This is a genomic window from Streptomyces sp. NPDC020845 (assembly GCF_044334165.1).
In the GTDB taxonomy this organism is placed as follows: Bacteria; Actinomycetota; Actinomycetes; order Streptomycetales; family Streptomycetaceae; genus Streptomyces.
Genome location: NZ_JBIRSJ010000013.1, coordinates 245,829 through 266,432, shown reverse-complemented (window position 1 = coordinate 266,432; position 20,604 = coordinate 245,829). Strand labels below are relative to the sequence as shown.

The 20,604-nt window shown below is 67.3% G+C and carries 22 protein-coding genes, 1 tRNA gene and 1 pseudogene; 8 read left to right on the top strand and 16 right to left on the bottom strand.

Annotation, left to right across the window (positions count from 1 at the left end; all coding sequences use genetic code 11):
• Window positions 1–41: 41 nt before the first annotated feature.
• From ACH4U7_RS33680 to ACH4U7_RS33670, 3 genes are read right to left on the bottom strand one after another with little or no spacing between them, the layout of a single operon-like run.
• Entirely contained in the window at window positions 42–965 is a 924-nt protein-coding gene (locus ACH4U7_RS33680; RefSeq protein WP_398531558.1) for an MBL fold metallo-hydrolase, read from the bottom strand.
• Window positions 962–1,147: a DUF397 domain-containing protein gene (locus ACH4U7_RS33675; RefSeq protein WP_398531557.1), complete on the bottom strand. Its 186-nt coding sequence runs from the start codon at window positions 1,145–1,147 to the stop codon at window positions 962–964. Before ACH4U7_RS33675 ends, ACH4U7_RS33680 begins: the two co-directional genes overlap by 4 nt.
• Complete coding sequence (locus ACH4U7_RS33670) at window positions 1,144–1,983, bottom strand: Scr1 family TA system antitoxin-like transcriptional regulator (RefSeq protein ID WP_398531556.1); 840 nt, start codon at window positions 1,981–1,983, stop codon at window positions 1,144–1,146. The genes ACH4U7_RS33675 and ACH4U7_RS33670 overlap by 4 nt, the downstream gene beginning before the upstream one ends.
• Window positions 1,984–2,145: 162 nt before the next feature.
• Between ACH4U7_RS33670 and ACH4U7_RS33665 the strand changes: the two genes are divergently transcribed.
• Window positions 2,146–2,652: an ATP-binding protein gene (locus ACH4U7_RS33665; RefSeq protein ID WP_398531555.1), complete on the top strand. Its 507-nt coding sequence runs from the start codon at window positions 2,146–2,148 to the stop codon at window positions 2,650–2,652.
• 288 nt (window positions 2,653–2,940) lie between these two features.
• Here the strand turns inward: ACH4U7_RS33665 and ACH4U7_RS33660 are convergent, their stop codons facing one another.
• Window positions 2,941–4,449, bottom strand: a complete 1,509-nt coding sequence (locus ACH4U7_RS33660; protein WP_398531554.1) for an NCS1 family nucleobase:cation symporter-1 — start codon at window positions 4,447–4,449, stop codon at window positions 2,941–2,943.
• A gap of 183 nt (window positions 4,450–4,632) precedes the next feature.
• Window positions 4,633–5,052 (bottom strand): annotated as a pseudogene (locus ACH4U7_RS33655) (LuxR C-terminal-related transcriptional regulator); the annotation flags it as partial.
• Between ACH4U7_RS33655 and ACH4U7_RS33650 the strand changes: the two are divergent.
• On the top strand, window positions 5,042–5,650 hold the full coding sequence (locus ACH4U7_RS33650; protein ID WP_398531553.1) for a DedA family protein: 609 nt from the start codon (window positions 5,042–5,044) through the stop codon (window positions 5,648–5,650). The pseudogene ACH4U7_RS33655 and the gene ACH4U7_RS33650 overlap by 11 nt on opposite strands.
• On the opposite strand, the gene ACH4U7_RS33645 is transcribed toward ACH4U7_RS33650, so the two are convergent.
• Complete coding sequence (locus tag ACH4U7_RS33645; RefSeq protein ID WP_398531552.1) at window positions 5,632–6,549, bottom strand: MerR family transcriptional regulator; 918 nt, start codon at window positions 6,547–6,549, stop codon at window positions 5,632–5,634. The genes ACH4U7_RS33650 and ACH4U7_RS33645 overlap by 19 nt on opposite strands.
• Window positions 6,550–6,588: 39 nt before the next feature.
• Between ACH4U7_RS33645 and ACH4U7_RS33640 the strand changes: the two genes are divergently transcribed.
• The 3 genes from ACH4U7_RS33640 to ACH4U7_RS33630 all read left to right on the top strand — a co-directional run bounded on the left by ACH4U7_RS33640 (window position 6,589) and on the right by ACH4U7_RS33630 (window position 9,514).
• Window positions 6,589–7,344 carry a maleylpyruvate isomerase family mycothiol-dependent enzyme gene (locus ACH4U7_RS33640; RefSeq protein ID WP_398531551.1) on the top strand — a complete coding sequence of 252 codons (756 nt, stop codon included), beginning with the start codon at window positions 6,589–6,591 and terminating at the stop codon, window positions 7,342–7,344.
• A gap of 208 nt (window positions 7,345–7,552) precedes the next feature.
• A complete protein-coding gene (locus tag ACH4U7_RS33635; RefSeq protein WP_398531550.1) occupies window positions 7,553–8,266 on the top strand; it encodes an SDR family NAD(P)-dependent oxidoreductase in 714 nt (237 codons plus the stop codon).
• A 72-nt stretch (window positions 8,267–8,338) separates the two neighbouring features.
• Entirely contained in the window at window positions 8,339–9,514 is a 1,176-nt protein-coding gene (locus ACH4U7_RS33630) for a damage-control phosphatase ARMT1 family protein (RefSeq protein ID WP_398531549.1), read from the top strand.
• 25 nt (window positions 9,515–9,539) lie between these two features.
• On the opposite strand, the gene ACH4U7_RS33625 is transcribed toward ACH4U7_RS33630, so the two are convergent.
• From ACH4U7_RS33625 to ACH4U7_RS33595, 7 genes are all read right to left on the bottom strand, one after another.
• A complete protein-coding gene (locus tag ACH4U7_RS33625) occupies window positions 9,540–10,286 on the bottom strand; it encodes an SDR family NAD(P)-dependent oxidoreductase (RefSeq protein WP_398531548.1) in 747 nt (248 codons plus the stop codon).
• 25 nt (window positions 10,287–10,311) lie between these two features.
• The gene (locus tag ACH4U7_RS33620) at window positions 10,312–10,659 is read right to left on the bottom strand and encodes a hypothetical protein (protein WP_398531547.1); all 348 of its coding nucleotides are present in this window, start codon (window positions 10,657–10,659) and stop codon (window positions 10,312–10,314) included.
• A gap of 31 nt (window positions 10,660–10,690) precedes the next feature.
• Entirely contained in the window at window positions 10,691–11,398 is a 708-nt protein-coding gene (locus tag ACH4U7_RS33615; RefSeq protein ID WP_398531546.1) for a hypothetical protein, read from the bottom strand.
• Window positions 11,373–12,125 carry a class I SAM-dependent methyltransferase gene (locus ACH4U7_RS33610; RefSeq protein WP_398531545.1) on the bottom strand — a complete coding sequence of 251 codons (753 nt, stop codon included), beginning with the start codon at window positions 12,123–12,125 and terminating at the stop codon, window positions 11,373–11,375. Before ACH4U7_RS33610 ends, ACH4U7_RS33615 begins: the two co-directional genes overlap by 26 nt.
• Window positions 12,126–12,181: 56 nt before the next feature.
• A complete protein-coding gene (locus ACH4U7_RS33605; RefSeq protein WP_398531544.1) occupies window positions 12,182–14,668 on the bottom strand; it encodes a helix-turn-helix domain-containing protein in 2,487 nt (828 codons plus the stop codon).
• Window positions 14,669–15,361: 693 nt separating this feature from the next.
• A complete protein-coding gene (locus tag ACH4U7_RS33600; RefSeq protein WP_398531543.1) occupies window positions 15,362–15,760 on the bottom strand; it encodes a hypothetical protein in 399 nt (132 codons plus the stop codon).
• A gap of 152 nt (window positions 15,761–15,912) precedes the next feature.
• Window positions 15,913–16,152 (bottom strand): hypothetical protein, encoded by a 240-nt coding sequence (locus tag ACH4U7_RS33595; RefSeq protein WP_398531542.1) that lies wholly within the window; start codon window positions 16,150–16,152, stop codon window positions 15,913–15,915.
• Between the two features lie 194 nt (window positions 16,153–16,346).
• Between ACH4U7_RS33595 and ACH4U7_RS33590 the strand changes: the two genes are divergently transcribed.
• The 3 genes from ACH4U7_RS33590 to ACH4U7_RS33580 all read left to right on the top strand — a co-directional run bounded on the left by ACH4U7_RS33590 (window position 16,347) and on the right by ACH4U7_RS33580 (window position 17,914).
• Window positions 16,347–16,883 carry a hypothetical protein gene (locus tag ACH4U7_RS33590; protein WP_398531541.1) on the top strand — a complete coding sequence of 179 codons (537 nt, stop codon included), beginning with the start codon at window positions 16,347–16,349 and terminating at the stop codon, window positions 16,881–16,883.
• Between the two features lie 149 nt (window positions 16,884–17,032).
• On the top strand, window positions 17,033–17,257 hold the full coding sequence (locus tag ACH4U7_RS33585; protein ID WP_398531540.1) for a hypothetical protein: 225 nt from the start codon (window positions 17,033–17,035) through the stop codon (window positions 17,255–17,257).
• A 216-nt stretch (window positions 17,258–17,473) separates the two neighbouring features.
• On the top strand, window positions 17,474–17,914 hold the full coding sequence (locus tag ACH4U7_RS33580) for a hypothetical protein (RefSeq protein ID WP_398531539.1): 441 nt from the start codon (window positions 17,474–17,476) through the stop codon (window positions 17,912–17,914).
• Here the strand turns inward: ACH4U7_RS33580 and ACH4U7_RS33575 are convergent.
• The 3 genes from ACH4U7_RS33575 to sucD form a co-directional block, all read right to left on the bottom strand.
• Window positions 17,879–17,963: transfer RNA gene (locus tag ACH4U7_RS33575), tRNA-Leu, on the bottom strand. The two genes, ACH4U7_RS33580 and ACH4U7_RS33575, sit on opposite strands and share 36 nt — an antisense overlap.
• A 176-nt stretch (window positions 17,964–18,139) precedes the next feature.
• Window positions 18,140–19,684: an aldehyde dehydrogenase family protein gene (locus ACH4U7_RS33570; RefSeq protein ID WP_398531538.1), complete on the bottom strand. Its 1,545-nt coding sequence runs from the start codon at window positions 19,682–19,684 to the stop codon at window positions 18,140–18,142.
• Between the two features lie 2 nt (window positions 19,685–19,686).
• Complete coding sequence (gene sucD, locus ACH4U7_RS33565; RefSeq protein WP_398531537.1) at window positions 19,687–20,601, bottom strand: succinate--CoA ligase subunit alpha; 915 nt, start codon at window positions 20,599–20,601, stop codon at window positions 19,687–19,689.
• Between the last annotated feature and the right edge of the window lie 3 nt (window positions 20,602–20,604).

Genomic DNA, 20,604 nt, shown 5'->3' with positions numbered 1-20,604 from the left:
GCCCCAGTTGCCACGGTTCGACAGCTTCCTGACGCATCCGCTCATACCCGTGTCGGCAGCGGCCCTCCGTTGTAAGCGATGGCGTCCGCGAACGTCGCGAAGGGGTCGTACGCGCCACCGCGCCGGTCCGCGTACGCCCGGTGCAGATTGAGCACGATGCGCTCGGGGTCCGGCAGTTCGGCGAACTCGCCGAGCGAGCAGGCCCGCGCCGCCTCCAGCGGCGTCAGCCCGTCCCGCAGGCCCGCCTCGGCGGCCTCCAGCACCAACCGGTAGTAGCGCCGGTGGGTGTCCAGCACCTCGGGCAGCGTGTTCGCGTCGATGAGCGGGCCGTGCCCGGGTACGACATGCTCGGGCTCGAACGCCGCGATCCAGTCGAGCGCGCGCAGCGCGCCCTCCACGGAGCCCATGAACACCAACGGATTGACCTGGTGGAAGAGCAGATCCCCGGCGAACAGAACACGCTCCTCGGGAAGCCATGCGACGGCGTCCCCCGGGGTGTGCGCGGCATATCCGGGGTGATGCAGCTCGATGCGCCGCTCCCCCATGTGCAGCGTCAGCGCCGTACGGAAGGTCACCCCGGGCGGCCGCCGGGTCACCCCGCCCCAGTCCGGGACCGGATGCCAGGCGGGCGGACACCCGTCGATCACGGTGTCGGCCAGGATCCCCTGGCGCGTCGCCTCATGCGCGATGATCACGGTCGTCTCGGGCAGCAGGCTGTTGCCATGGGTGTGGTCGCCATGCAGATGGGTGTTGACCGCGTACCGCACCGGCGCACCCCCCGTGGCCTGATCCACCGCGCGGAGGAGGTTGCGGACGCGGCGTTCGGTGGCGCAGGTGTCGACGAGCACGACCCCGTCGTCCGTGGCCACGACGCCCGCGTTGTTGACCCACCATGAGCCGTCCGGCTGCACCCAGGCGTGCACCCCGTCGGCGACGGGGTGCAGGGTGCCGGTCTCTTCGGTCATCGGTGCGCGGCGAACCGTACGAACTGGGTCCAGCCGTCGCGGCTGACGGTGAAGGGGGGACGCGTCACGTCCTTGGAGTCCCGTACGTAAATGGCCTGGTCAGCAATAGCAACTTCCACACAGCTGTCACCTTGGGTACCGCTGTAGCTGGACTTGAACCAGGTGAGTTCCGCCCTGCTCATAGCTCTCCTCGCAGTCGCTCCAACAGACCCCGCGAGTCGTTGGGGTTCAGGGCCTGCGAGCGCAGTGTGTCATAGCGCTGGTGCAGGAGGCTCACCTCCTTCTGGCCAGCGATCAGCCGTCCGTTCTGCTGCCCCTCGGAGTATGCGAGCCGCCGCCCCTCCGGGGTCTCCAACAGCTGCAAAGGACCATCCAGGCACGCATGCACCTCGGCCTCCAGCGGCACGACTTGAAGGAACACGTTGCGCGGTGCGCTGAGCTCCAGTACGTGATCGAACAAGCCTCGCGTCACCTCGGTGCCGCCGAGCCGCCGCCGGAAGACGGACTCCTCCACGATGAAGCTGAACGGGACGCTCGGCCGCTCGCGCAGCATCTTCTGCCGCTCCAGCCGGGCCGTGACCTGGGCTTCCATCTGCGCGTCCGTCAGCAGCGGGATACTGTTGTCGAACACCGCCCGCACGTACGCCTCCGACTGCAACAACCCCGGCACCAGCCTGCACTCATACGTACACAGGCTCACCGCCACCCGCTCCAGCCGCGCCCACCTCCGAAACCAGGCCGCGAGCCCCGGCTCGCCCCGCGTCAGATGCGGCGCAGACTTCCGCAGCGCACCCGTGTTCCCCAGTGCCTCCTCCCCTCTCTCCACAAACGACTCGTCCGGCATCCGCCGCCCCAGCTCCACCGACTCCACGGTGTGCTTGGAGAACCTGACCAGCTCCGCGAACTCAACGCGGCTGAGCCCCGCGTGTTCGCGCAGGGCCTGGACGACGGCCCCGAAGGTACGCAAACTGTCGGAGGGATCGGGCTCCCGCTCCCAGTCGCCGTTGTCAGTCGTCATACGCGGCCACCTCCAGCATGTGTACGTGTGAGGCCCCCGCGCTCAACCCACCCAGAATGACGGACCGATCACCGTACCGTCCACCGAAAGTGCCCGTACGCTGACGCTGCGTACGGGGCGAGTCCCTCGCGAAAGCCACCGCGCACCCACCACCGTGACCCCATGAACCAAGGCACGACGTCCCAACTGCCCGCCACCGCTCACGCCTTCACCCAGCGCCTGTCCTCCACTCGACGCGGCGCCCGGCTCGCCCGGCTGCTCGCCGCCGAACAGCTGCGCACCTGGCCGGTGTCGGCCGATGTCGCCGAACGCGCCGAACCGATCGTGGCCGAGCTGGCAGCCAACGCGGCGCTGCATGGCCGCGTTCCGGGCCGCGACTTCCGGCTCACGCTCACCCTCGACGAAGCGGTGGGAACCCTGCGCATCGAGGTCACGGACGCCCGGGGCGAGAAGCTGCCCGTGCTCCAGCCGCCCCCACCGCCAGACCGCGAATCCGGGCGCGGCCTGCTCCTGGTGGCCGCGCTCGCCGACCGCTGGGGCACGGAACCGCATCAACCCGTGGGCAAGACCACATGGGCGGAACTCAATCTCGGCCCGCAGACCGCCGCAGCGGACAGGGGTCCGGCCATCGCGAGAACGCAACCGAAGGCACGCCCGTCAACGCAGTGAACGCGACATCACCGGAACGCATGAATCATATGCTTCTGGCATATGCCGATAACTCTCTGTGCACTAGCGTATGCATATGATCACTTCATTACATGAGGCCTCGCACCGGATATTCCAGGAGCGACCTGACATCCTCGCCCCCGTCTTCCGGGTGGGTACTTTCTTCCCCGGACGCGGCACGATGATCGAGGCCTCATGGCCCCTCCGTGTCGCCGTCCGGAGGGGCCATCCGTGTCCCATGCCGCTCGATGGGCGGATCGAGCGGCGGCCTGGGGCCGCAGCCACGCGTCAGGCCGTACCGTCCGCCGGAAGCGCCGCGACGCTCCGGCTCCTGCCGCCGCTCACCGCGAGGTACAGCGAGCCGGAGACGACGACCCCGATGAACCAGCTGTACGGCCCGAGCGTCGCGCCGTAGTCAGCCGGGCCGTAGACCGGGAGGAGGCTGGAGAAGACCGCGCCGACGGCGGCCGCGGCGAAGGCGCGGACGTTCCAGCCGCCCTGGAAGCGGAACTCGCCGTTCTCCCGGTAGAGCGCCGCGACGTCGATCCGCGACTTCCGGATCAGGTAGTAGTCCACGACGATCACGCCGAAGATCGGGCCCATGGTCGAGCCGATGGCGTTGACGAAGCTCGGCGCGTTGTCCCAAGGGTGCAGCGGGTAGAGCAGAAGCGCGATGACGGCGGCCAGCAGGCCGCCGCGCCGGAAGTCGATGTACTTCGGGGCGAGGTTGGCGAAGTCGAAGGCCGGGCTGACGAAGTTGGCGACGACGTTGATGCCCAGCGTGGCGACCGCGAAGGTCAGGGCGGCGAGCAGGACGAGAAAGACGCTGTCGAACTTGGCGGAGATCTCGGCCGGTTCCAGGATCACCTGGCCGTACACCTTGCTGGCCGCGGCCGTGGTCAGGGCGGCGACGAACGAGAAGAGGATGAGGTTGACCGGCAGCCCCCAGACGTTCCCCTTGCGCAGCGTCCTCTCGTCGGGCACGAATCGCGCGAAGTCGCCGAAGTTGAGGAACAGCGCGGCGAAGTAGGTGACCCAGGTCGCCGCGATCGCCGCGATAGCGGCCAACGAGCCTGGGGTCACGCTCAGGCCCGTCGAGCTCTTGGCGAGCGTGGCAAGTTTGTCGGCCGGCATGTCGACCGAGAAGGACAAGGCGCCGGCCTTGACCGACAGCGCGACGGCGAGGACCAGCATCATCAGCCAGACGACCGGCCCGGCGAAGTCCTGGAAGCGGCGCACCGTCTCCATTCCCTTGCTGATGATCAGCAACTGGGCGGCCCACACTCCCAGGAAACACACCACCTCCAGGCCGCTGTGCCCCACCAGGTGGGTTGTCTCATGGAGGTGTCTGGGGCCGCTGTAGCGGGTGAGGAACGCGACGATCGCGCCGGCCGCCGCGCTGGTCTGCGCCCCGTACCAGAAGGTGGCCACCACGGCCCGTACCAGCGCCGGGACGTTCGCGCCGAAGGTACCGAACGACGCCCGGGCGAGCACCGGATACGGCACGCCGGTCCGCACCCCGGCCTTGCCGATCAGCGTCATCAGCCAGTAGATCACCAGCGAGCCGACGCCGATCCCGATGATGAACTTGAAGGTGCCGCCCGCGACGAGGAACAGGCTGGCAGCCAGGAAGTAGCCGTACAGGCTGTGCACGTCCGAGGTCCAGACATTGAAGACGCTGAACGCTCCCCACTTCCGTTCGGAGGCCGGAGCCAGGTCGTCGTTGTAGAGCCGGGGCGAGTGCTCCGACCCCGGGGTCGAGGTCGAGGTGGATGCCGTGTCCTTCGTCGTCGTCACGCTTGCTCCTTGCCGAGTCGACGTGCCAGGCACCTCTGCGCTGCCGCGCCGCAGACAAGGTGCACAGATGACGTACAGGGAAGGGGCGGGGTTTTTCGTCCCTATTCCGGGGACATGACGAACACGTCAACACATCGGAAACCACATTTCAGCAGACGGAAATAGTGGTGACCGTGGTGTGTGTCAGCCGAGACCGGCGTCGCGGGCCAGGAGGGCCGCCTGGAGTCGGTTGGTGACCTCGAGCGCGGTGAGGATACGGCTGACGTGGGCTTTGACGGTGCTCTCGCGCATGCCGAGGTCGGTGGCGATATCGGCGTTGGTGCAGCCGCGGGCGAGGAGGGCCAACACCTGGTGTTCGCGCGGGGTGAGTTGTTCGAGCCGGGTGCGGGCGGCGGCGGCCCGGGGCTGGTTGGCCTGGTGGTAGTGGTCGATGAGGCGGCGGGCCGCGGTGGGGTGGAGCATGGCCGACTCGGTGGCGACGAGGTGGACGGCGCGCAGGATCTCGGCGGGGTCGGCGTCCTTGAGGAGGAAGCCGTCGGCTCCGGCGGCGAGGGCGTTGTAGACGTATTCGTCGAGGTCGAAGGTGGTCAGGGTGATCGTGCTGCTGCTCGGGGCGTTCATTCCCACCCTCACCCTGCTGCTGACGGCCGGCGCGCTGGCGCGCTCCGGGCAGTTGGCCCTTCCTCCGCTGATCGCGATCTGCGCGTGCGCCGTGGTGGCGGGCGACTTCCTGGCGCACCGCACCGGACATGTCCTCGGCCACCGCCTGCGCACCGGCCGCTCCGGCCGCCACCTCCCCGCCGCGGCATGGCGGCGCGCCGAGACGCTGATGGCCCGCCACGGTGGGCACGCCGTCTTCCTCGCCCGTTTCCTCCCGGTGCTCCGCACCCTGACCCCGCACCTCGCGGGCGCCGCCCGCCTGCCCTACCGCCGCATCGCCCCCTACAGCGTGGTGGCCGCCCCGCTGTGGGCCACCGCCGAGGCGGGCACCGGATACGCGGCGGCCGCCTCCGCCCAGCGGGCCGTGGCCCTCGGCGCCCCCGCGCTCGCCGCGGCCATGGCGGTGGTGGCCGGAGCCGCACTGATCTGGACGCAGATCCGCGCCAACGCGCCCCGCCAGATCGCCGTCATCCCGACGACGGCGCGAACGACGAACCGGACGGCTGACCCGCCCTCGGACGGCTACGCCAGCGCGCGGTAGAGCGAGTCCAGCAACCACGAGTGCGCCTCGCCAACGGTGACGTCCTCGCCCGTGATGTCGCCGACGAGCTCCCAGTAGCGGCGCAGACTCGGGCTCCGATCGACCGCCGCGGTGCGCAGCAGGGCGCGCCGGAACGTCGGGCTGTCCAGCGTGGATCGTGTGGTGGCGTGCGCCTCGACGAACCGGTCGAGCAACGGACCGGGCCCCGGCTGCTCACCCGCCCGTACACGTAGCCGCGCAAGCTCGCACGCTTCGCCGATTCCCCCGTCCAGCAGGGCGTTCTGGTAGGCGACGAACTCGTCGCCGGTACGTGTACGGGCCCAGATCTGCTGCCGTAGCCGGTGGTCGTCGACGATCGCGACCAGCATGGCGTACGCGACCACCTGCTCGGGAGTGGGGTCGTCCGGTGGCTCGGGGACGCTGACCGAGATGAACATGCTCGCGCCGTCTTCGGACATTGAGGGCAATGAGGGCAGGGCGATCCGGCTCCAGAACGCCTCGAGCATGTGCTGTGCCGCCCGGCCGTCCGTGACCGCGGCCAGCAGTTCCAACCTCGCGGCCCGCTCGGCCGGTGCTGCCTGTTCGACCGCCCGGAGCGAGGCGCGGCGCCAGGCCAGCGTGGCCAGCTCGATGTCGATCTTCGCGCGTTCCTGCGCGGCGACTTCGGCGATGGAACGCCGGCCGCTGAGCACGCTGTCGATCGCCGTCAGTCCGAGTCCGAGTGCGCGTAGCCGGCGCAGCAGCGTCACCCGTTCAACCGTGTCCGGGAGGAAGCGACGGTGTCCGCCGGTGCTGCGGACCGACTCGACGAAGCCCTCGTCGCAGTAGAAGCGGATCGTACGGACGGGCACGCCGGTCAACTGTGAGAGCTCGCCGATGGACAGCGTGTCCGCGCGCACTTGAACCTCCACCCGGGTGGAGTTCCTACCCTACGCCGCATGACACAGCCTCATATCGACCAACTGGCCTCGGGCCTGCTCACACAGATCGCGGCGTTCGCGGATGCCGTGGACGCCGCCGACTGGGACGCCCCCGTGCCGACCTGCCCGGAGTGGCCGCTCCGGGTCCTCGTCGGACACCTCGGGCAGGCACCGCGCTGGGCGGCGGGAATCGTACGTGGCGCTGGCAATGCGCCCGACGGCATCCCCGATCCCCGTGAAGCAGTGCCCCCGCGGGACTGGCGGACATGGCTGCTCGCGGGGGCGTCGGAACTTGTCGAGGCGGTACGGGCGATCGGTCCCGGCACACCGGTCTGGACGCTCACCGGCCCGGGACCTGCGTCGTTCTGGCTGCGGCAGGCGACGCACGACATATCGGTGCATGCCGTCGACGCAGCGCTGGTGGCCGGTGTGCCGTACGCCCTCGAACCCGACCTCTCGGCCGACGCGGTGACCCAATACCTGGAGTTGCTGTCCTCGCCGGTGGCCGAGGCATTGAAGCCCGCGGTGGCCGCGTTGCGGGGTGCGGGCTCGATCGGGCTGCGACCGTCCGAAGGGGCGATCGAAGGGTGGGTGATCACGCGCACGCCGACGGGGGTGTCATGGCGGCGGGGGCCGGGGCCGACGGACGTGACCGTGACGGGTGCGGTGGAGGACCTGCTGTTGGTGCTGATGCGACGTCTGCCGCCACGGCGCGTGGCAATCGAGGGGGACGGGCAGCTGTTCGACCACTGGCTGGCCCATTCCGCGCTGTAGGCAGGCCGGTGGTGTGTCTCCGGAACAGGGCCGAGGGGTACTGCCAGACCTCCGGCAGAGCCGTACCCCTTATGCCGCTCCGCGAGCGGAGCCTGGCCCGCTTCACGACGGATGAGCACGAGAGGGCCCGGCGCGCCTTAATGGACCGTTCGGTCATGTAATCGGGCCTCGGGTCGCCAACCCCACCCCTCACCCGAAGAATGACACTATGGGCACTCATGAACAGAAGGTCGCCGTCATCACCGGCGCCTCGCAGGGCATAGGCGCCGCCCTCGCCGACGCGTACCGCAAGCTCGGCTACGCCGTCGTCGCCACCTCGCGCACCATCGCCCCCTCCCCCGACGCGTCCGTCGTGACCGTTCCCGGCGACATCGCCGACCCCGCCACCGCCGAACGTGTCATCGCCGCCGCCATCGAGCGGTTCGGCCGCGTCGACACCCTGGTCAACAACGCGGGCGTATTCGTCAGCAAGCCCTTCACCGAGTACACCCAGGACGACTACGCCGCCGTGACGGCCGTCAACCTCACCGGTTTCTTCCGCATCACCCAACTGGCCATCGAGCAGATGCTCACCCAGGGCGGCGGGCACATCGTCAACATCACCACCAGCCTGGTCGACAACGCCGACGCCCGCGTCCCCTCCGTACTGGCCTCACTGACCAAGGGCGGCCTCCAGTCCGCCACCAAGTCCCTCGCCATCGAATACGCCACCCGCGGCATCCGTACCAACGCCGTCTCACCTGGCACCATCAGGACCCCCATGCACCCCGAGGAGACCATCGCGGACCTCGCCGCACTGCACCCGGTCGGTCGGCTGGGCGAGGTGAGCGACATCGTGGACGCGGTGATCTACCTGGAGAACGCCCCATTCGTCACCGGCGAAATCCTCCACGTCGACGGCGGCGTGAGCGCGGGCCATTGAAATCGGCGCCAGGACGGGCACCCTGACGGTGGACAGCGACTCAGCAGCACCACTCCGGAGGATCACCACACCATGCCCGAGACCGTGGACGCGCCCGTCATCCTGAGCAACGAACCCGGGAGCTTCGCCCGGAGCGTGCTGGCCGAGCGTCACCCGGCGCTCATCGAACGGGTGCGCGCGGCCTTCCCGTACGGCCCCGGGCAGCACCGGGCGCTCGATGTCCTGCTCACGGAGTGCACCGAGGGCGTGATCACCCCTCTCGGCCCTGGCGCGTCGGACCACGGCCAATGGACGGAATGGGGCGGGGGCCACTTCGGCCGCTCCTGGTTCGACGTGCCGTTCCTGTGGGCGGAGAGCTACTTCTACCGGAAACTCCTCGAAGCGGTGGGATACTTCGCGACGGGCCCATGGCAAGGCATCGATCCTTTCCGGCCCTTCAAGCAGGCGGAGTTGTACACCCAAGAGGCAGAAGCCGAACTGACGGCGCTGGACCGCCTCGCGCTGCGGCCCGTCGATGAGCAGGCGCAGGCGCTCGTGTACGGGTCTCTGTGGGGCAACCGCGCGGATCTCGGCTTCAGCATGACCCCCGGCAGCCACGCAAGAACCAGCGCCGAAAGCCCACTCATCGCGGACGACTCAGCGGCACTGTGGTCGCTGCTGCCCGCCGGAGGTCCGAACACGGTCTGCCTCGTCGCGGACAACGCGGGCCGCGAACTCGTCCCCGACCTGCTCCTCATCGACCACCTGCTGCGGCACCAGCACGCCGAACACATCACCCTCGACGTCAAGCCGTACCCGTACTACGTCTCCGACGCCACAACCGCCGACGTCATCGACTGCCTGCGCCACCTGAAGCAGGCCGACGGCGTCGCCGGCGTGGTCGGCAAGCGGCTGTGGGAGTCCATCGGGCGCGGTCGGCTCACCCTTCGAATCCACGACTTCTTCTGCGCACCGCTGCCGTATGCGGATATGCCCGAAGACCTACGCCAGGAATTCGCAGACGCCACCGTCACCATCATGAAGGGCGACCTGAACTACCGCCGCCTCGTGGGCGATCAGCTCTGGCCCGCGACCACGTCATTCGCGGAGCGCACCGCGTACTTCCCCAGCCCCGTGGCGGCCCTGCGCACGCTGAAGTCCGACGTGATCGTCGGACTCGACGAGCGAACAGAAACAACGCTCACCGCCGCGCACGACCAGCGGTGGCGCACCAGCGGCACCCACGCGCTCATCCAGGTGCGGCGATGACGGTGGCGACACCCCGCCCGATGGATCAGATGCGCAAAAGTTGCCCACCGTCCACGACGAACGTATGGCCACACACAAAGTCGCTGAGCACCAGATGAACGATGGCTTCCGCCACTTCATTGACACTTCCCAGGCGGCCGACCGGAGTGGTCTGGACTGCCCAGTCCACCACCGCAGAGCCTGCCGCACGCGTCATCTCCGTATCGATGTTGCCCGGCGCCACTGCGTTGACCAGTACGCCCTGCCCGCCCAGCTCCGCCGCCATTGCGGTGGTCACCGCGTTCACCCCCGCTTTGGCCGCGGTATAGGCCAGCACCGCCGCGCCGCCGTTGAATGAATACGTCGTGGTCAGATTGACGATGCGCCCCCAACCACGCTCGGCCATGACCGGCGCGAAGGTTCGGATCGCATAGATCACGGACAGCAGATTGACATCCACCGCACGCCGGATGTCGTCATCACTCTGGCCGGACCAATCGCTGGGGCGGGAAATTTCGCCGGCGTTGTTGATGAGGATGTCGACCGGTCCGATCTCCCGTTCAATCTCGGCACCCGTCTCCCTCACCTCATCCGGTTCGGCGGCATCGCATTTGATCGCGTGCGCCATCCGGCCGAGCGCCTTGATCTCTTCCACGACGTCCGCCGCCGCTGCGGAATTCTGGAAGTAGGTGATGACGATATCGGCACCTGCCAAGGCCAGGCGCTTCGCCGTCGCCTGGCCGATTCCCCGCGCGCCCCCAGTGATAAGAGCGGTCCTGCCCTTCAGGTTCATCAGCACTCCTCCGAAACCGTTTTCCTCATGCCTCGAAAGACTCGTCGGCAGGGTTGAACGCAGGCCCGCAAATAATCGCGACTTTAGCATTCTCACCCACGAGTTTGACCCAGGTACCGGCCGGAACCCGAACCCCACTTAATGGGCCCACTTCCCGCTCTACACCGTCCGAAATAACGCGGAGCTTACCGCTGATCACAAAATAGAGTTTCACGCTCCGATGATTGACCCGATTCGAGTGAATGCCGTCGAGATCGGCCGTGACCAGACTGACCTCGTCGCCGTCCGCCTCCGTAAAATAATCGAACACGGTCATCGCATCATCCACTGGGATGACCCTGGCATCGGCCGCGTTGACGATCTTGGTACTCATATCAGGCACCACCTTCGCTTTGATTTTCCGATCAGATTGAAGTCGACTTCAAGAGCGAATCTATCCGCTCCGCAAGCTCCTCCTCGGTAAACTTCCTCAGTTCTACCACCGATTGGCTGCCGAGTGGATCGTTGGTCAGTACCTCGCAGTCCGGGCTCACAGGTGCCGCCTGAAGCACAAGTGTCGCGACGAGACCCTCACGGCCCACGGTTATTCGATGAAATAAGTTGCTCCGGAGCCAGTAGCTTGCGCCGGAGCCCAGGGTCCCGGCGAAGGTGGGGCGAACTTCCACACTGTCCAGCCGTCGAGTACTGAACTTCGCCGGCCCCAGGACACGGGAGTACCGATGACGTTCCATTCGCCGACCGCCGGCCGCCAACTCAAAGAACTCCATTTGCATTTCACCGGCCAGAACGACTGATCCGAACGTCCAGCGATGGTTGTGAATGTGTTCACTGTGCGGCTCCCGATCCGGTCGCCATAGATGAAGCCGCAGCTTGTACTCATCAGCCGGCCCCGCTGCCAGCACAATCTTGTCGAAGCCATTGCTATGCATATAAGATGCACTGGCGATTTCCGACAGGAACGGGGCATCGTGCAGCACGGTCGACAAAAGCGAAGGAAATACTTGCGCCGTACTAATTTCACGGATGAGGCGATGCGCCTCCCGGCCCGCCTCGGGCGTGGCGGCATCGAAGGATGCGTTCAGGCGGTCACGTAACTGCCTCATCGTTTCCACTGCTTTCCTTCCCGTGCGGCTTCTGCGACCGGGCAGAGACGACAAGAATGCTGCCAAGTCCCGGAAAGATTCGAGCCAGTGTTCTGGACTTCGACCGGCCTCCAGAATTTCTGCGCCAGACCACAAAGTTGGATTTCAACTCCGTCACAGAAAATCCAGTCGCGCGCAGCACCATGCGGAGCGAATGAGGCGTGAATGGCCGTATGTGGAGCCACAGGTAGCGGTGCAGTGGATTGACATGTCGCGGAGATTTTCCCGACACAAATCGAATCCGGTCCTGCAGAGCCGCAAGGTTCGGAGTGGTGAGGACAAGCATCCCCTGAGGGAGCAGGACACGGTGGCACTCTTCCAGTAGCCGCCTCGTGTCATAGATGTGCTCGATCAACTCCCCCATAACCACAGCGGCGACCGATGCGTCCGGAAAAGGCAATCCGCTTGCGACATCTGAGCACACGCGATAACGGCCTTTGGAGTCGATGTCCCCGAGAGCGGCCGGGTCGAAGTCGACATAGACCACGGGGCGGGACCCCAGCAGACGCGAGAGACGACCGCCCGCCACGATCTGTCCACCCCCGGCTCCGAGCTCGATCACCGGTGCCCGGGGAGCAAGTGTGGCGCCGTCCGCCAGGGCCGCCCCGAGCTGACGGCGAGCCATCGTCACCCGTACGGCGTGATAGCGGTCCGCGAAGTAACCGCGCACCTCGTCGCCCCCCGCATAGAGGGACATATTGGCCCTCCGCCCGTCACGCTCCGCGCTTTCCTGCGCTCTCGCCCCACGGTTGATCATTGACCGTGGCCTGGGGATGTGACAGCGCTCTGGATCACTCGTAACTCCTCGAGTTCGGGCCAACTTGCCGACTCGGGATCGTCTGCGAGCCGATCCAGAATCGCTGTCAACTCCTCAGTGCACTCTCGCATCGCCAGCATATAGCGTTCCCTGGACCATTTTCGGTGATGCCAGAGTTCTACCAGAGTGAGCAGATTGAGCCGCCAGCACTCGCGGTCCGTCTCCGTGCCCACGAGGTAGATGAGCCGCCGAACGGTACGTTCGCAACTGTCGTGGCCCTGATCCACCTCTGGCCGAAACTCATCGGTCGCCTGATCGCCGAAGAAGGTGAGCGTGTAGCCGATGTTCACCTCGTTCTCCGACAGATCTCCGCCGTTTATTCGATTTCTGCGCAGGCGTTCGACATATTCATCGAGAGGCTTCACTGTGCCACCGAAAGCCAGTCCGAGAATAATGCCGCGCTGGATCCAGAGATCCCGCTCCTGCGCCAGTATGTCCTCCAAGAATTTCGTGATGCGCTTTGATCTCAGATTTCCCAGATAGTACGCGAGTTGTTGGCGCGCGACCCGGGCTCGCGCGTTGTCATCCGAATCGCTGCCACATGTGTCGGCACTGTTGTCGAGGAACGACTCGAAGCAGATGTCACACACCCGCGACAGGACACGACTGTTCCTGTTCACTCGTTCCAGATATTCTTTCACGAATTCCGACACTTCTGCCGAGATCAGTTTACGGAAGGCCTGGGTCGTGGCATTGACATTGGTGCTCATGCAGGTGAACAGGTGGCGCGCGACAAAGTACTCCTGAAAGGACTTGTGGACGAACCTCACAATCGTGGGCTCAAGTGAATTGAACTGCTCGCTTTCCACGCTCAGCAAGGTGCGGAAGGCAAGGTCTTCGACTACGCTCCGTGCGGCATCGGAGGCGATTACCAGTTCGCTGGAGATGAGGTCGGACAGTTCGCGCAGTGTGAACAGTTGCGCGGCACCGTCGCTCGGGCGGGCTTCGTCATAAAAGTGCCAGGCGATACTGGTGAGCAGATCGAGCTTCTCATCGACTTCCAGAATACTCCCGGTCTTCGCGGATTCTATCCGCAGCAGCTGCCCTACATACGCGTGATACAGCCCCAGGATGTCGGTTATCGTAGGCCCTCGATCGCCCTCTCTCATCATCAATTCAAGCGCCATATTGACGCGAAGAGGGGCATGGCACAGGTCACGCACGGGCCTGGACTCCATTCGAAGCCGAACGCTCTGGGCATCCCGCTCCCCATGTCCGGGGAAACAGTGGCCCATATATCCGCACACATAGTCCCGTCGCTCGGCCTCACCCCATTCCATTAATTCCACACGTTCGAGACTGTCCCCGAATGGGGAATGCGCCAGAAATCGGTCGAAATATTGCGTGCGACAGCACACGAGGCTTGCGTGGCTGAAGATGAATTTGTTCAATTCTCCGAGCACATTCGAGGGGGCAAGCTTGGAAAGGTACTCATCGAGAGAATCGAGGATGAGGACCGGACGTATCGGAATACCTTTTCGCTCCGTCACCCCCAGCCAGGAGACGGGATCATATCCGTCCACCTGTTTGTCCAGGAAGCGGGTCAGCCACTCCGCCGAGCCGAAATCCTGATCGGCGAGATGCGTGCCGACCGCCCTGAGATCGATCCTTACCGGCAGAGCATTGTCGCGGTGCTCCGTGGACCAGTTTCGGAGCAGTTCCACATAAAGACAGTATGTGAGGGTGGTCTTCCCCATGCCGGGATCGGACAGAACGAGCACCCGGCGTCGGCGGTACGCACCATCCTCCGGGTATCCGATGACTCGATCGAATATCTCATCGACGATGGAATCCCGGCAGACTCCGCCGCCGGCCATCCGCCATGGGGCCGTCACCAGAAGTCCAGGACGAGTGAGAAGGTCCCCAACCGTGACGCGCAGCGAGCCGGGCACGCCGCGGGACAGGAGTCGGCTCTGCTCCTGTTGCATCCGTTCCCGAAGGGCTTCGCGCATCGCGGCCGGGGTAAAAGACGACGCCCCTGCGTCGAGAGGTGTGTCGCGGGCGGCCGCGTCGTCCTGGCCGCCGCTGCCGTCCGGAGCACCGGGCGTGGTCAGGACCGGCGGCCGGGGCTGATGCGGGCGCCGCCGGTCGTTGGCCCGGGCGGTGTGGTAGGCGTGCCAGAGGCGGCTCAGGGCCTGACCGGAGCCCAGGACACGGTCGGCCTGTTGGGCGAACGACCGGGTGGGGGCCTGAGTGCACCGCTCGACATGGGTGACGTAGGACTTGTCATACCCCATGCGACGGGCGAGAGCGGATTGGGACAGCCCCCGCCCGGTGCGTAATCGGATCAGCTCGGCCGCGAACGCCTCAGCGGCCTGGCGTACCAGGGCTTCCTGCTCCTGGGCCTCCACCGGCCCGGCACCGTCCAGCCGGACATGGCCCACCAAGCCCTGGTCATCTGGACTTCTGTCTGTGCCGTCCACTGCGTGCCCTTCACCGTCCAGGTCCCCGTCACACACTCCGGGTCGGATCGGCGAACGCGGATTCCACCCTCTGGAGGCGTGCCCTTGACAGGACCACGGTGGAGCAGCGCACGGGGCGCGTACTAGGAGCGCACAGCAGCAGAAGGCGGAGCAGAAGACCGCACCCGGCACAGTAGAAGGCTCCTGCCACAGCCATAACCAGCCGGCGGGAAGAAAAACGAATAAGAGGGCTGTGACAGAAAGATCACAGCCCTCTCGAACAAGCACAAAAGGAGTGTCCGAGGGGGACACGCACCATACGCACACGCCCGTATTGCGGGGAGAACTGCTTCTGCCGTAGCCCCAGGTTCGAGTCCTCGGCATCACTCAGACGATCTTCGCGAGCGGGGCGTCCGACCCCCACACCGGATCAACGGCCACACCCCGCCTCTCCGGACAGAACGCCCGGGCATGCCGGGGCCGGCCGGTGGACACTGTTGGTAAATGGTTCTGAGCCGTTGACTCGTCGGCAGCTTTGAGGGGGGCATGCCTCCGAAAATTGCGCCCCCAGTACTACAGCCGGAGATCATGTGACGTCGTCTCCGGCTGTAGTACAAGCACCCCGACCAGCACGAGCAGGGGCAACGACTCCATATCCGGAGCCATAGCCAAAGCGTCCCGGTGGACCGGAACGTTCAGAGACCCACCGATCGTTCAGTCGGCGATGTAGCCCGACTGGTCGAACTCGTTGGTGAACTGGAAGTTGTACTCGACGTTGTCCTTGACATTGGTCGCGATCGCAGTCCACTTGCCCCTGGCGGCCCACGTGAACTGGTCCTGGCAGCCTGTGCTGCGGAAGCAGACTCGGACCTCCGCACCTACATCCAGCTTGATGTTGATGTCGTTGCAGGCCGATGACGTCCTCAGCTCCGAGCTGCTGTATGGGTACGTATACCCACCCTTGGGTTTCGAGAAGAACGTCTGCGTGTCATAGCAGGCCGTCACGGTCGCGCCGTCCCCCGCAGTGGCACCAGCGGGAGAAGCACCTGAAGCCAACGCGCCGACGGACAGCGCCGCGACTGCCGCGGCAGCCGACACTCGCTTGAATCTCATGGAACTCCTCCATGTGTCGAAAGTGGTTTCACAAGCATCCACGGCGTCACCGGGACGGGTCCCGCTCGTCGACGGTGAGTGAGCGCGGGCGATCCGGGTGCGGTAGTGGCTGGCGCGGGTGTTCTTCTTGTCGGGCACGGTCGAGCAGCGGATCAGCAGGTGTCGTTCGAAGCCCTTGGCGGTGGGGGCGAGTTGATGTCGGCGGCAAGGAAGTAAGTGAAGGGCGCACAGGCGTTAAGGGCGCGCTCCAGCATGCGCCGGACCAGCTCCGGCCTGGTCGCCATCGTGGTGGCCCGCTCGGGCGGGATGCCCTGCTCGGCGCAGCGACTCTCGTGTTCGGCGGTGGTGCCGGCCCAGACGCGACCGAGGTGGAGCTCGCACAGCGCCTCCAACTCCCGTCCATCGACCGGATCTCGGCTTCGCCCAGCTCACCCGTCCGCACCGCGCTCGGTGGCAGCGTCAGTCCCACGAACGGAGCAACGAGCAACCCGCCGTCACGTCATGTGAACAACCGGCTGTGGTACCCGTCGTACGAGGTGTCGGGCGCGCGGGACCCGTCCCGGGCACCCGCGTATAGAACGGTCCCATGACCACATCGGAATCATCGGCCCGCCGCCGTAGGGCCAGGCTGTCTGCGGCGCGCGGCCCGGCGGGGACCATCTGCGCCCTGGCCCTCGCCGCCGCGCTGACCGGCTGCGGCTCCGACTCGGGCGACGACGCGGGGGCGCCCGCGCCAGCCGCACCCTCGCGTTCGGCCGAACCGTCGCCCGCTTCGCCAACGCCCACGAAGCCCTCCTCATCGCCGTCGCCGACCGCGGTGAAGCCGATGAAGCTGTCAACACCGGCCGAGCTGCGGGCATGTGCGGACGGAAGCTGCACGGTCGTCGTGACGAAGGGCACCGAGATCCCACGCGTCGCCGGCCTTCGGGCGGGACCGTTCACGGTGAGCGCCGTCGGTGCCGAGGGCGTGGACCTGAGCTCGGTCGACGCCAGCGGATTCACCTCCAACCTGCTCGGGCAGCGCCCCGACCAGGGCGGGCCCTCCACCGTCAACGAGCTGTCGATCGCCGTTCTCGCCATGGTGGGGGACACCGCGAAGCTGCGGCTCTTCCCGGCGGAGTAGGGCGGGTGTCGTTCAGGCGGCGCCGCCGGGGAACTCCAGCGGGACCTCCGGCGCGAGCTGGCCTATGAGCAACACCTCAACGACTATCTTCGTTGTCAAGTCGACGGCTACGACTCGGCACTTGCCGCACTGTTTCCTACACTCACGGGATGAACAACTACACGTGCACTCATTGCGGCACCGTCGGCCTGGTGGACGGTTTCATCGAGGACGCCGGCGAACACTCGCGTGGGTACGCGCGCTGGATCGAGGGCGCGCTGGAGCGGGGAATTTTCGGGGGTGCCAAGCGGATGGGCCGTCCCCGGCGGCAGATAGCAGCGTTCCGCTGCCCCAAGTGCGGGCACCTCGAGCTGTTCGCCACGAGCGAGGTGTAGTCGGCCCTCGTCGTCCCGGACGCCCGTGCGGGCGGTCGCGCGTCGCGCACCGGGGCTCTCCCGGCTTCGACACCCCGCCCGCGTATTCTCAGCCAAGGCGGCGCTCTCGACCACTCGCTCACCGTCTACATCCGAGAGGCCGCCATCCTCCCGGAACTCGACACGTGGATCGCGAGAGTCTTCGGCCCCGGACGGCTGAAGACCACGCTGCAGGCCATGCAGCAATCCCAGCGGGAGGCAGTCACCCCCGTGCCCGGCCTGGACGCAGCCCGTCGCGCCATCGCCGACTCCGACCGGCGCCTGACCCATTACCGCGCGGCACTCGATGCCGGAGCCAACCCGGCAACCGTCGTCGGCTGGATCAGCCAGGCCGAGGCCGACAAAGCCGCCGCCCAGCAGCAACTGATCAGCGTCGGCGCCGCACGACGCACCGTGCTGACCGACGAACAGATCCACGACATGATCAAGGACCTCGGAAACCTCACCGACCGGCTCCTCACCGCCCCCACCGACCGCAAGACCCCGATCTATCAGGCATTCGGCCTCACGCTCAGCTACAACACGAAGACGCGGGTCGTGACCGTTGAGTCACAACCCGCGTCATCCGTGTACGTAAGATCGTGTCCGAGGGGGGACTTGAACCCCCACGCCCGATAAAGGGCACTAGCACCTCAAGCTAGCGCGTCTGCCATTCCGCCACCCGGACCAGGTGTGCTCCGCGGTTCCCCGCGGCGACAGGGACAACGATACCAAGGTTTTGGAGTGCGTTTCACCTGCGTAAGGGCCAGGCCCCGGGCCGCGCCGACCTGCGGTGACGCGGCCCGGGGCCTGGCGGGGGTCACGGTGGGTGGTCAGGCGGTGCCCGGCGGCCTCAGGCGGGCATCAGGTGGGCATCAGGTGGTAGTCGGGGAAGTTGCCGGGGGTGCGGTCGGGGTCGGGGCCTTCGGTGACGGCGTGGACGAGGAGGTCGCCGCCGACGAAGGCGCCTCGCCAGGAGGCGCCGAAGCCGCCGAAGAGCTCGTCGCGGTCGCCGCGGGAACGGGGTTTGCCATGGCCGGTTTTGAAAGCGCGGATCTGAGGGGCGAGGCGCTGGTAGGTGGCGGGGTCGTCGCAGGAGAGGGTGGCGACGAGGGCGCCGTTGCTGGCGTTCATGGCGGCCAGCAGTTCGGCCTCGGTGTCGACCAGGACGAGGGTGTCGACGGGGCCGAAGGGCTCGGCGTGGTGGAGAGGGGAGGACGGGGGCGGGTTGAGGAGGGTGACCGGGGCCAGGTAGGCGGAGCGGTCCTGGTCGGGGAGGAAGTGGCCGTCGGCGAGGTCGCCGCGGTGGAGGGGGATGGCGCCGCGGTCGATGGCCTCGGCGACCTGGTCGTCGAGCTCCTTGGCCTTGGCAGCGTTGATCAGGGGGCCGAAGTCGAGATCGGGGAGGGGGTCGGCCGGGTGCTCGACGGCGAGGGGGTGGCCGAGGCGGATGGCGCGTACGGCGGGGAGGTAGACGGCGAGGAAGTCGTCGAAGGAGGAGCGCTGGACGACGAAGCGGGGGTAGGCGGTGCAGCGCTGCTTCGCGTAGTCGAAGGTCTTGCGGATCTGGGGGCCGAGCTCGCCCCAGCCGGTGAAGTTCCAGATGCCCCAGGCGTTGAGGCCCTCCTGTTCGAGGATGTGGCGTTTGCCGAGGTCGGCGACGGCGGTGGCCACGCGGGCGCCGGTGTCGCGGCCGCCGACGAAGGAGACGCAGCCGATCTCGGGCGAGCGGACCAGGGCCCCGGAGAGTTCGCCGCCGCTGCCGCTGACCAGGGTGAGCGGGACGCCCTCGCGGGCGGCGAGGGCGACGGCGAGGGTGAGGCAGGCGAGGCCGCCGTCGGTGGGGGTCTTGGCGATCACGGCGTTGCCCGCGAGGGCCTGGACCAGCATGGCGTGGCCGAGGACGCTCATCGGGTAGTTCCAGCTGGCGATGTTGGAGACCGGGCCGGGGAGCGGGGAGCGGCGCTCCAGCATGCGGTCGATCTCGTCGGCGTACCAGCGGACGCCGTCGATGGCCCGGTCGACGTCGGCCTGGGCGAGCCGCCAGGGCTTGCCGATCTCCCAGACCAGGAGGAGGGCGAGCAGTTCGCGGTGCGCGGCGAGGGCGTCGAGGGTGGCGGCGATGCGGGCGCGGCGCTCGGGGAGGGCGACATGGCGCCAGGCGCGGTGCTGGTCGAGGGAGGCGCGTACGGCCTGGCGGGCGGTGGCCGCGTCCAGGCGGGGCGGGCCGGCGATGGGGGTGCCGTCGACCGGGGTGACGGCGGGGAGGGGGTGGCCGTCGGCGTGCCAGCGGCCGTCCCACAGGTTGAGGACACGGTCGTCCCGGAACGCCTCGGGCGCGGCGGCCAGGCTGCGCTGCCAGGCGTCGGCCCAGGTGGTGCCGGGTTTATGGGTGAGGGTGGCTGCCATCCTCAGCACCTTCCCTGGCCGGCCCGGCGCACATCACCGGCGTCCGCCAGAAGGGCGAACACCAGCTCGGCCGTCTCCGTCGGCGTGGCCCCGACCCGTACGCCGGCCGCCTCCAGCGCCTCCTTCTTGGCCCGGGCGGTGCCCGAGGAGCCGGAGACGATGGCCCCGGCGTGGCCCATGGTCTTGCCCTCGGGGGCCGTGAAGCCCGCTATGTAGCCGACCACCGGCTTGGTCACCCGCTCGGCGATGAAGCGAGCCGCCCGCTCCTCCGCGTCGCCGCCTATCTCGCCGATCATCACGATCAGGTCGGTGTCGGGGTCGGCCTCGAACGCGGCCAGGGCGTCGATATGGGTGGTGCCGATCACCGGGTCGCCGCCGATGCCCACGCACGACGAGAAGCCGATGTCCCGCAGCTCGTACATCAGCTGGTACGTCAGCGTGCCCGATTTCGACACCAGGCCGATCCGGCCCGGTTTGGTGATGTCGGAGGGGATGATGCCCGCGTTGGACTGGCCCGGGGAGATCAGCCCCGGGCAGTTCGGGCCGATGATCCGGGTTGCGCGGGCCTGGGCGTGGACCTGGAAGGCGACCGCATCGTGCACCGGGATGCCCTCGGTGATCACGACGGCGAGCGGGATCCCGGCGTCGGCCGCCTCGATGACCGCGGCCTTGGCGAACGGCGGCGGGACGAAGACGACCGTCACATCGGCGCCGGTCGCGTCCACCGCCTCGGATACGGAGCCGAAGACCGGCACCGTACGGCCGTCGAGGTCGACCTGGACCCCGGCCTTGCGCGGGTTGACCCCGCCGACGATGTCGGTGCCGGCCGCGAGCATCCGGCGGGTGTGCTTCATACCCTCCGCGCCGGTCATGCCCTGGACGATGACCTTGCTGTCCTTGGTGAGGAAGATTGCCATGAG

Excerpts from the sequence above, each read along its gene's own strand:
- ACH4U7_RS33680 (WP_398531558.1), bottom strand. The coding sequence starts at position 965 with ATGACCGAAGAGACCGGCACCCTGCACCCCGTCGCCGACGGGGTGCAC.
- ACH4U7_RS33675 (WP_398531557.1), bottom strand. The coding sequence starts at position 1,147 with ATGAGCAGGGCGGAACTCACCTGGTTCAAGTCCAGCTACAGCGGTACC.
- ACH4U7_RS33670 (WP_398531556.1), bottom strand. The coding sequence starts at position 1,983 with ATGACGACTGACAACGGCGACTGGGAGCGGGAGCCCGATCCCTCCGAC.
- ACH4U7_RS33665 (WP_398531555.1), top strand. The coding sequence starts at position 2,146 with ATGAACCAAGGCACGACGTCCCAACTGCCCGCCACCGCTCACGCCTTC.
- ACH4U7_RS33640 (WP_398531551.1), top strand. The coding sequence starts at position 6,589 with ATGACACAGCCTCATATCGACCAACTGGCCTCGGGCCTGCTCACACAG.
- ACH4U7_RS33635 (WP_398531550.1), top strand. The coding sequence starts at position 7,553 with ATGGGCACTCATGAACAGAAGGTCGCCGTCATCACCGGCGCCTCGCAG.
- ACH4U7_RS33630 (WP_398531549.1), top strand. The coding sequence starts at position 8,339 with ATGCCCGAGACCGTGGACGCGCCCGTCATCCTGAGCAACGAACCCGGG.
- ACH4U7_RS33625 (WP_398531548.1), bottom strand. The coding sequence starts at position 10,286 with ATGAACCTGAAGGGCAGGACCGCTCTTATCACTGGGGGCGCGCGGGGA.
- ACH4U7_RS33620 (WP_398531547.1), bottom strand. The coding sequence starts at position 10,659 with ATGAGTACCAAGATCGTCAACGCGGCCGATGCCAGGGTCATCCCAGTG.
- ACH4U7_RS33610 (WP_398531545.1), bottom strand. The coding sequence starts at position 12,125 with ATGTCCCTCTATGCGGGGGGCGACGAGGTGCGCGGTTACTTCGCGGAC.
- ACH4U7_RS33600 (WP_398531543.1), bottom strand. The coding sequence starts at position 15,760 with ATGAGATTCAAGCGAGTGTCGGCTGCCGCGGCAGTCGCGGCGCTGTCC.
- ACH4U7_RS33590 (WP_398531541.1), top strand. The coding sequence starts at position 16,347 with ATGACCACATCGGAATCATCGGCCCGCCGCCGTAGGGCCAGGCTGTCT.
- ACH4U7_RS33585 (WP_398531540.1), top strand. The coding sequence starts at position 17,033 with ATGAACAACTACACGTGCACTCATTGCGGCACCGTCGGCCTGGTGGAC.
- ACH4U7_RS33580 (WP_398531539.1), top strand. The coding sequence starts at position 17,474 with ATGCAGCAATCCCAGCGGGAGGCAGTCACCCCCGTGCCCGGCCTGGAC.
- ACH4U7_RS33570 (WP_398531538.1), bottom strand. The coding sequence starts at position 19,684 with ATGGCAGCCACCCTCACCCATAAACCCGGCACCACCTGGGCCGACGCC.
- sucD (WP_398531537.1), bottom strand. The coding sequence starts at position 20,601 with ATGGCAATCTTCCTCACCAAGGACAGCAAGGTCATCGTCCAGGGCATG.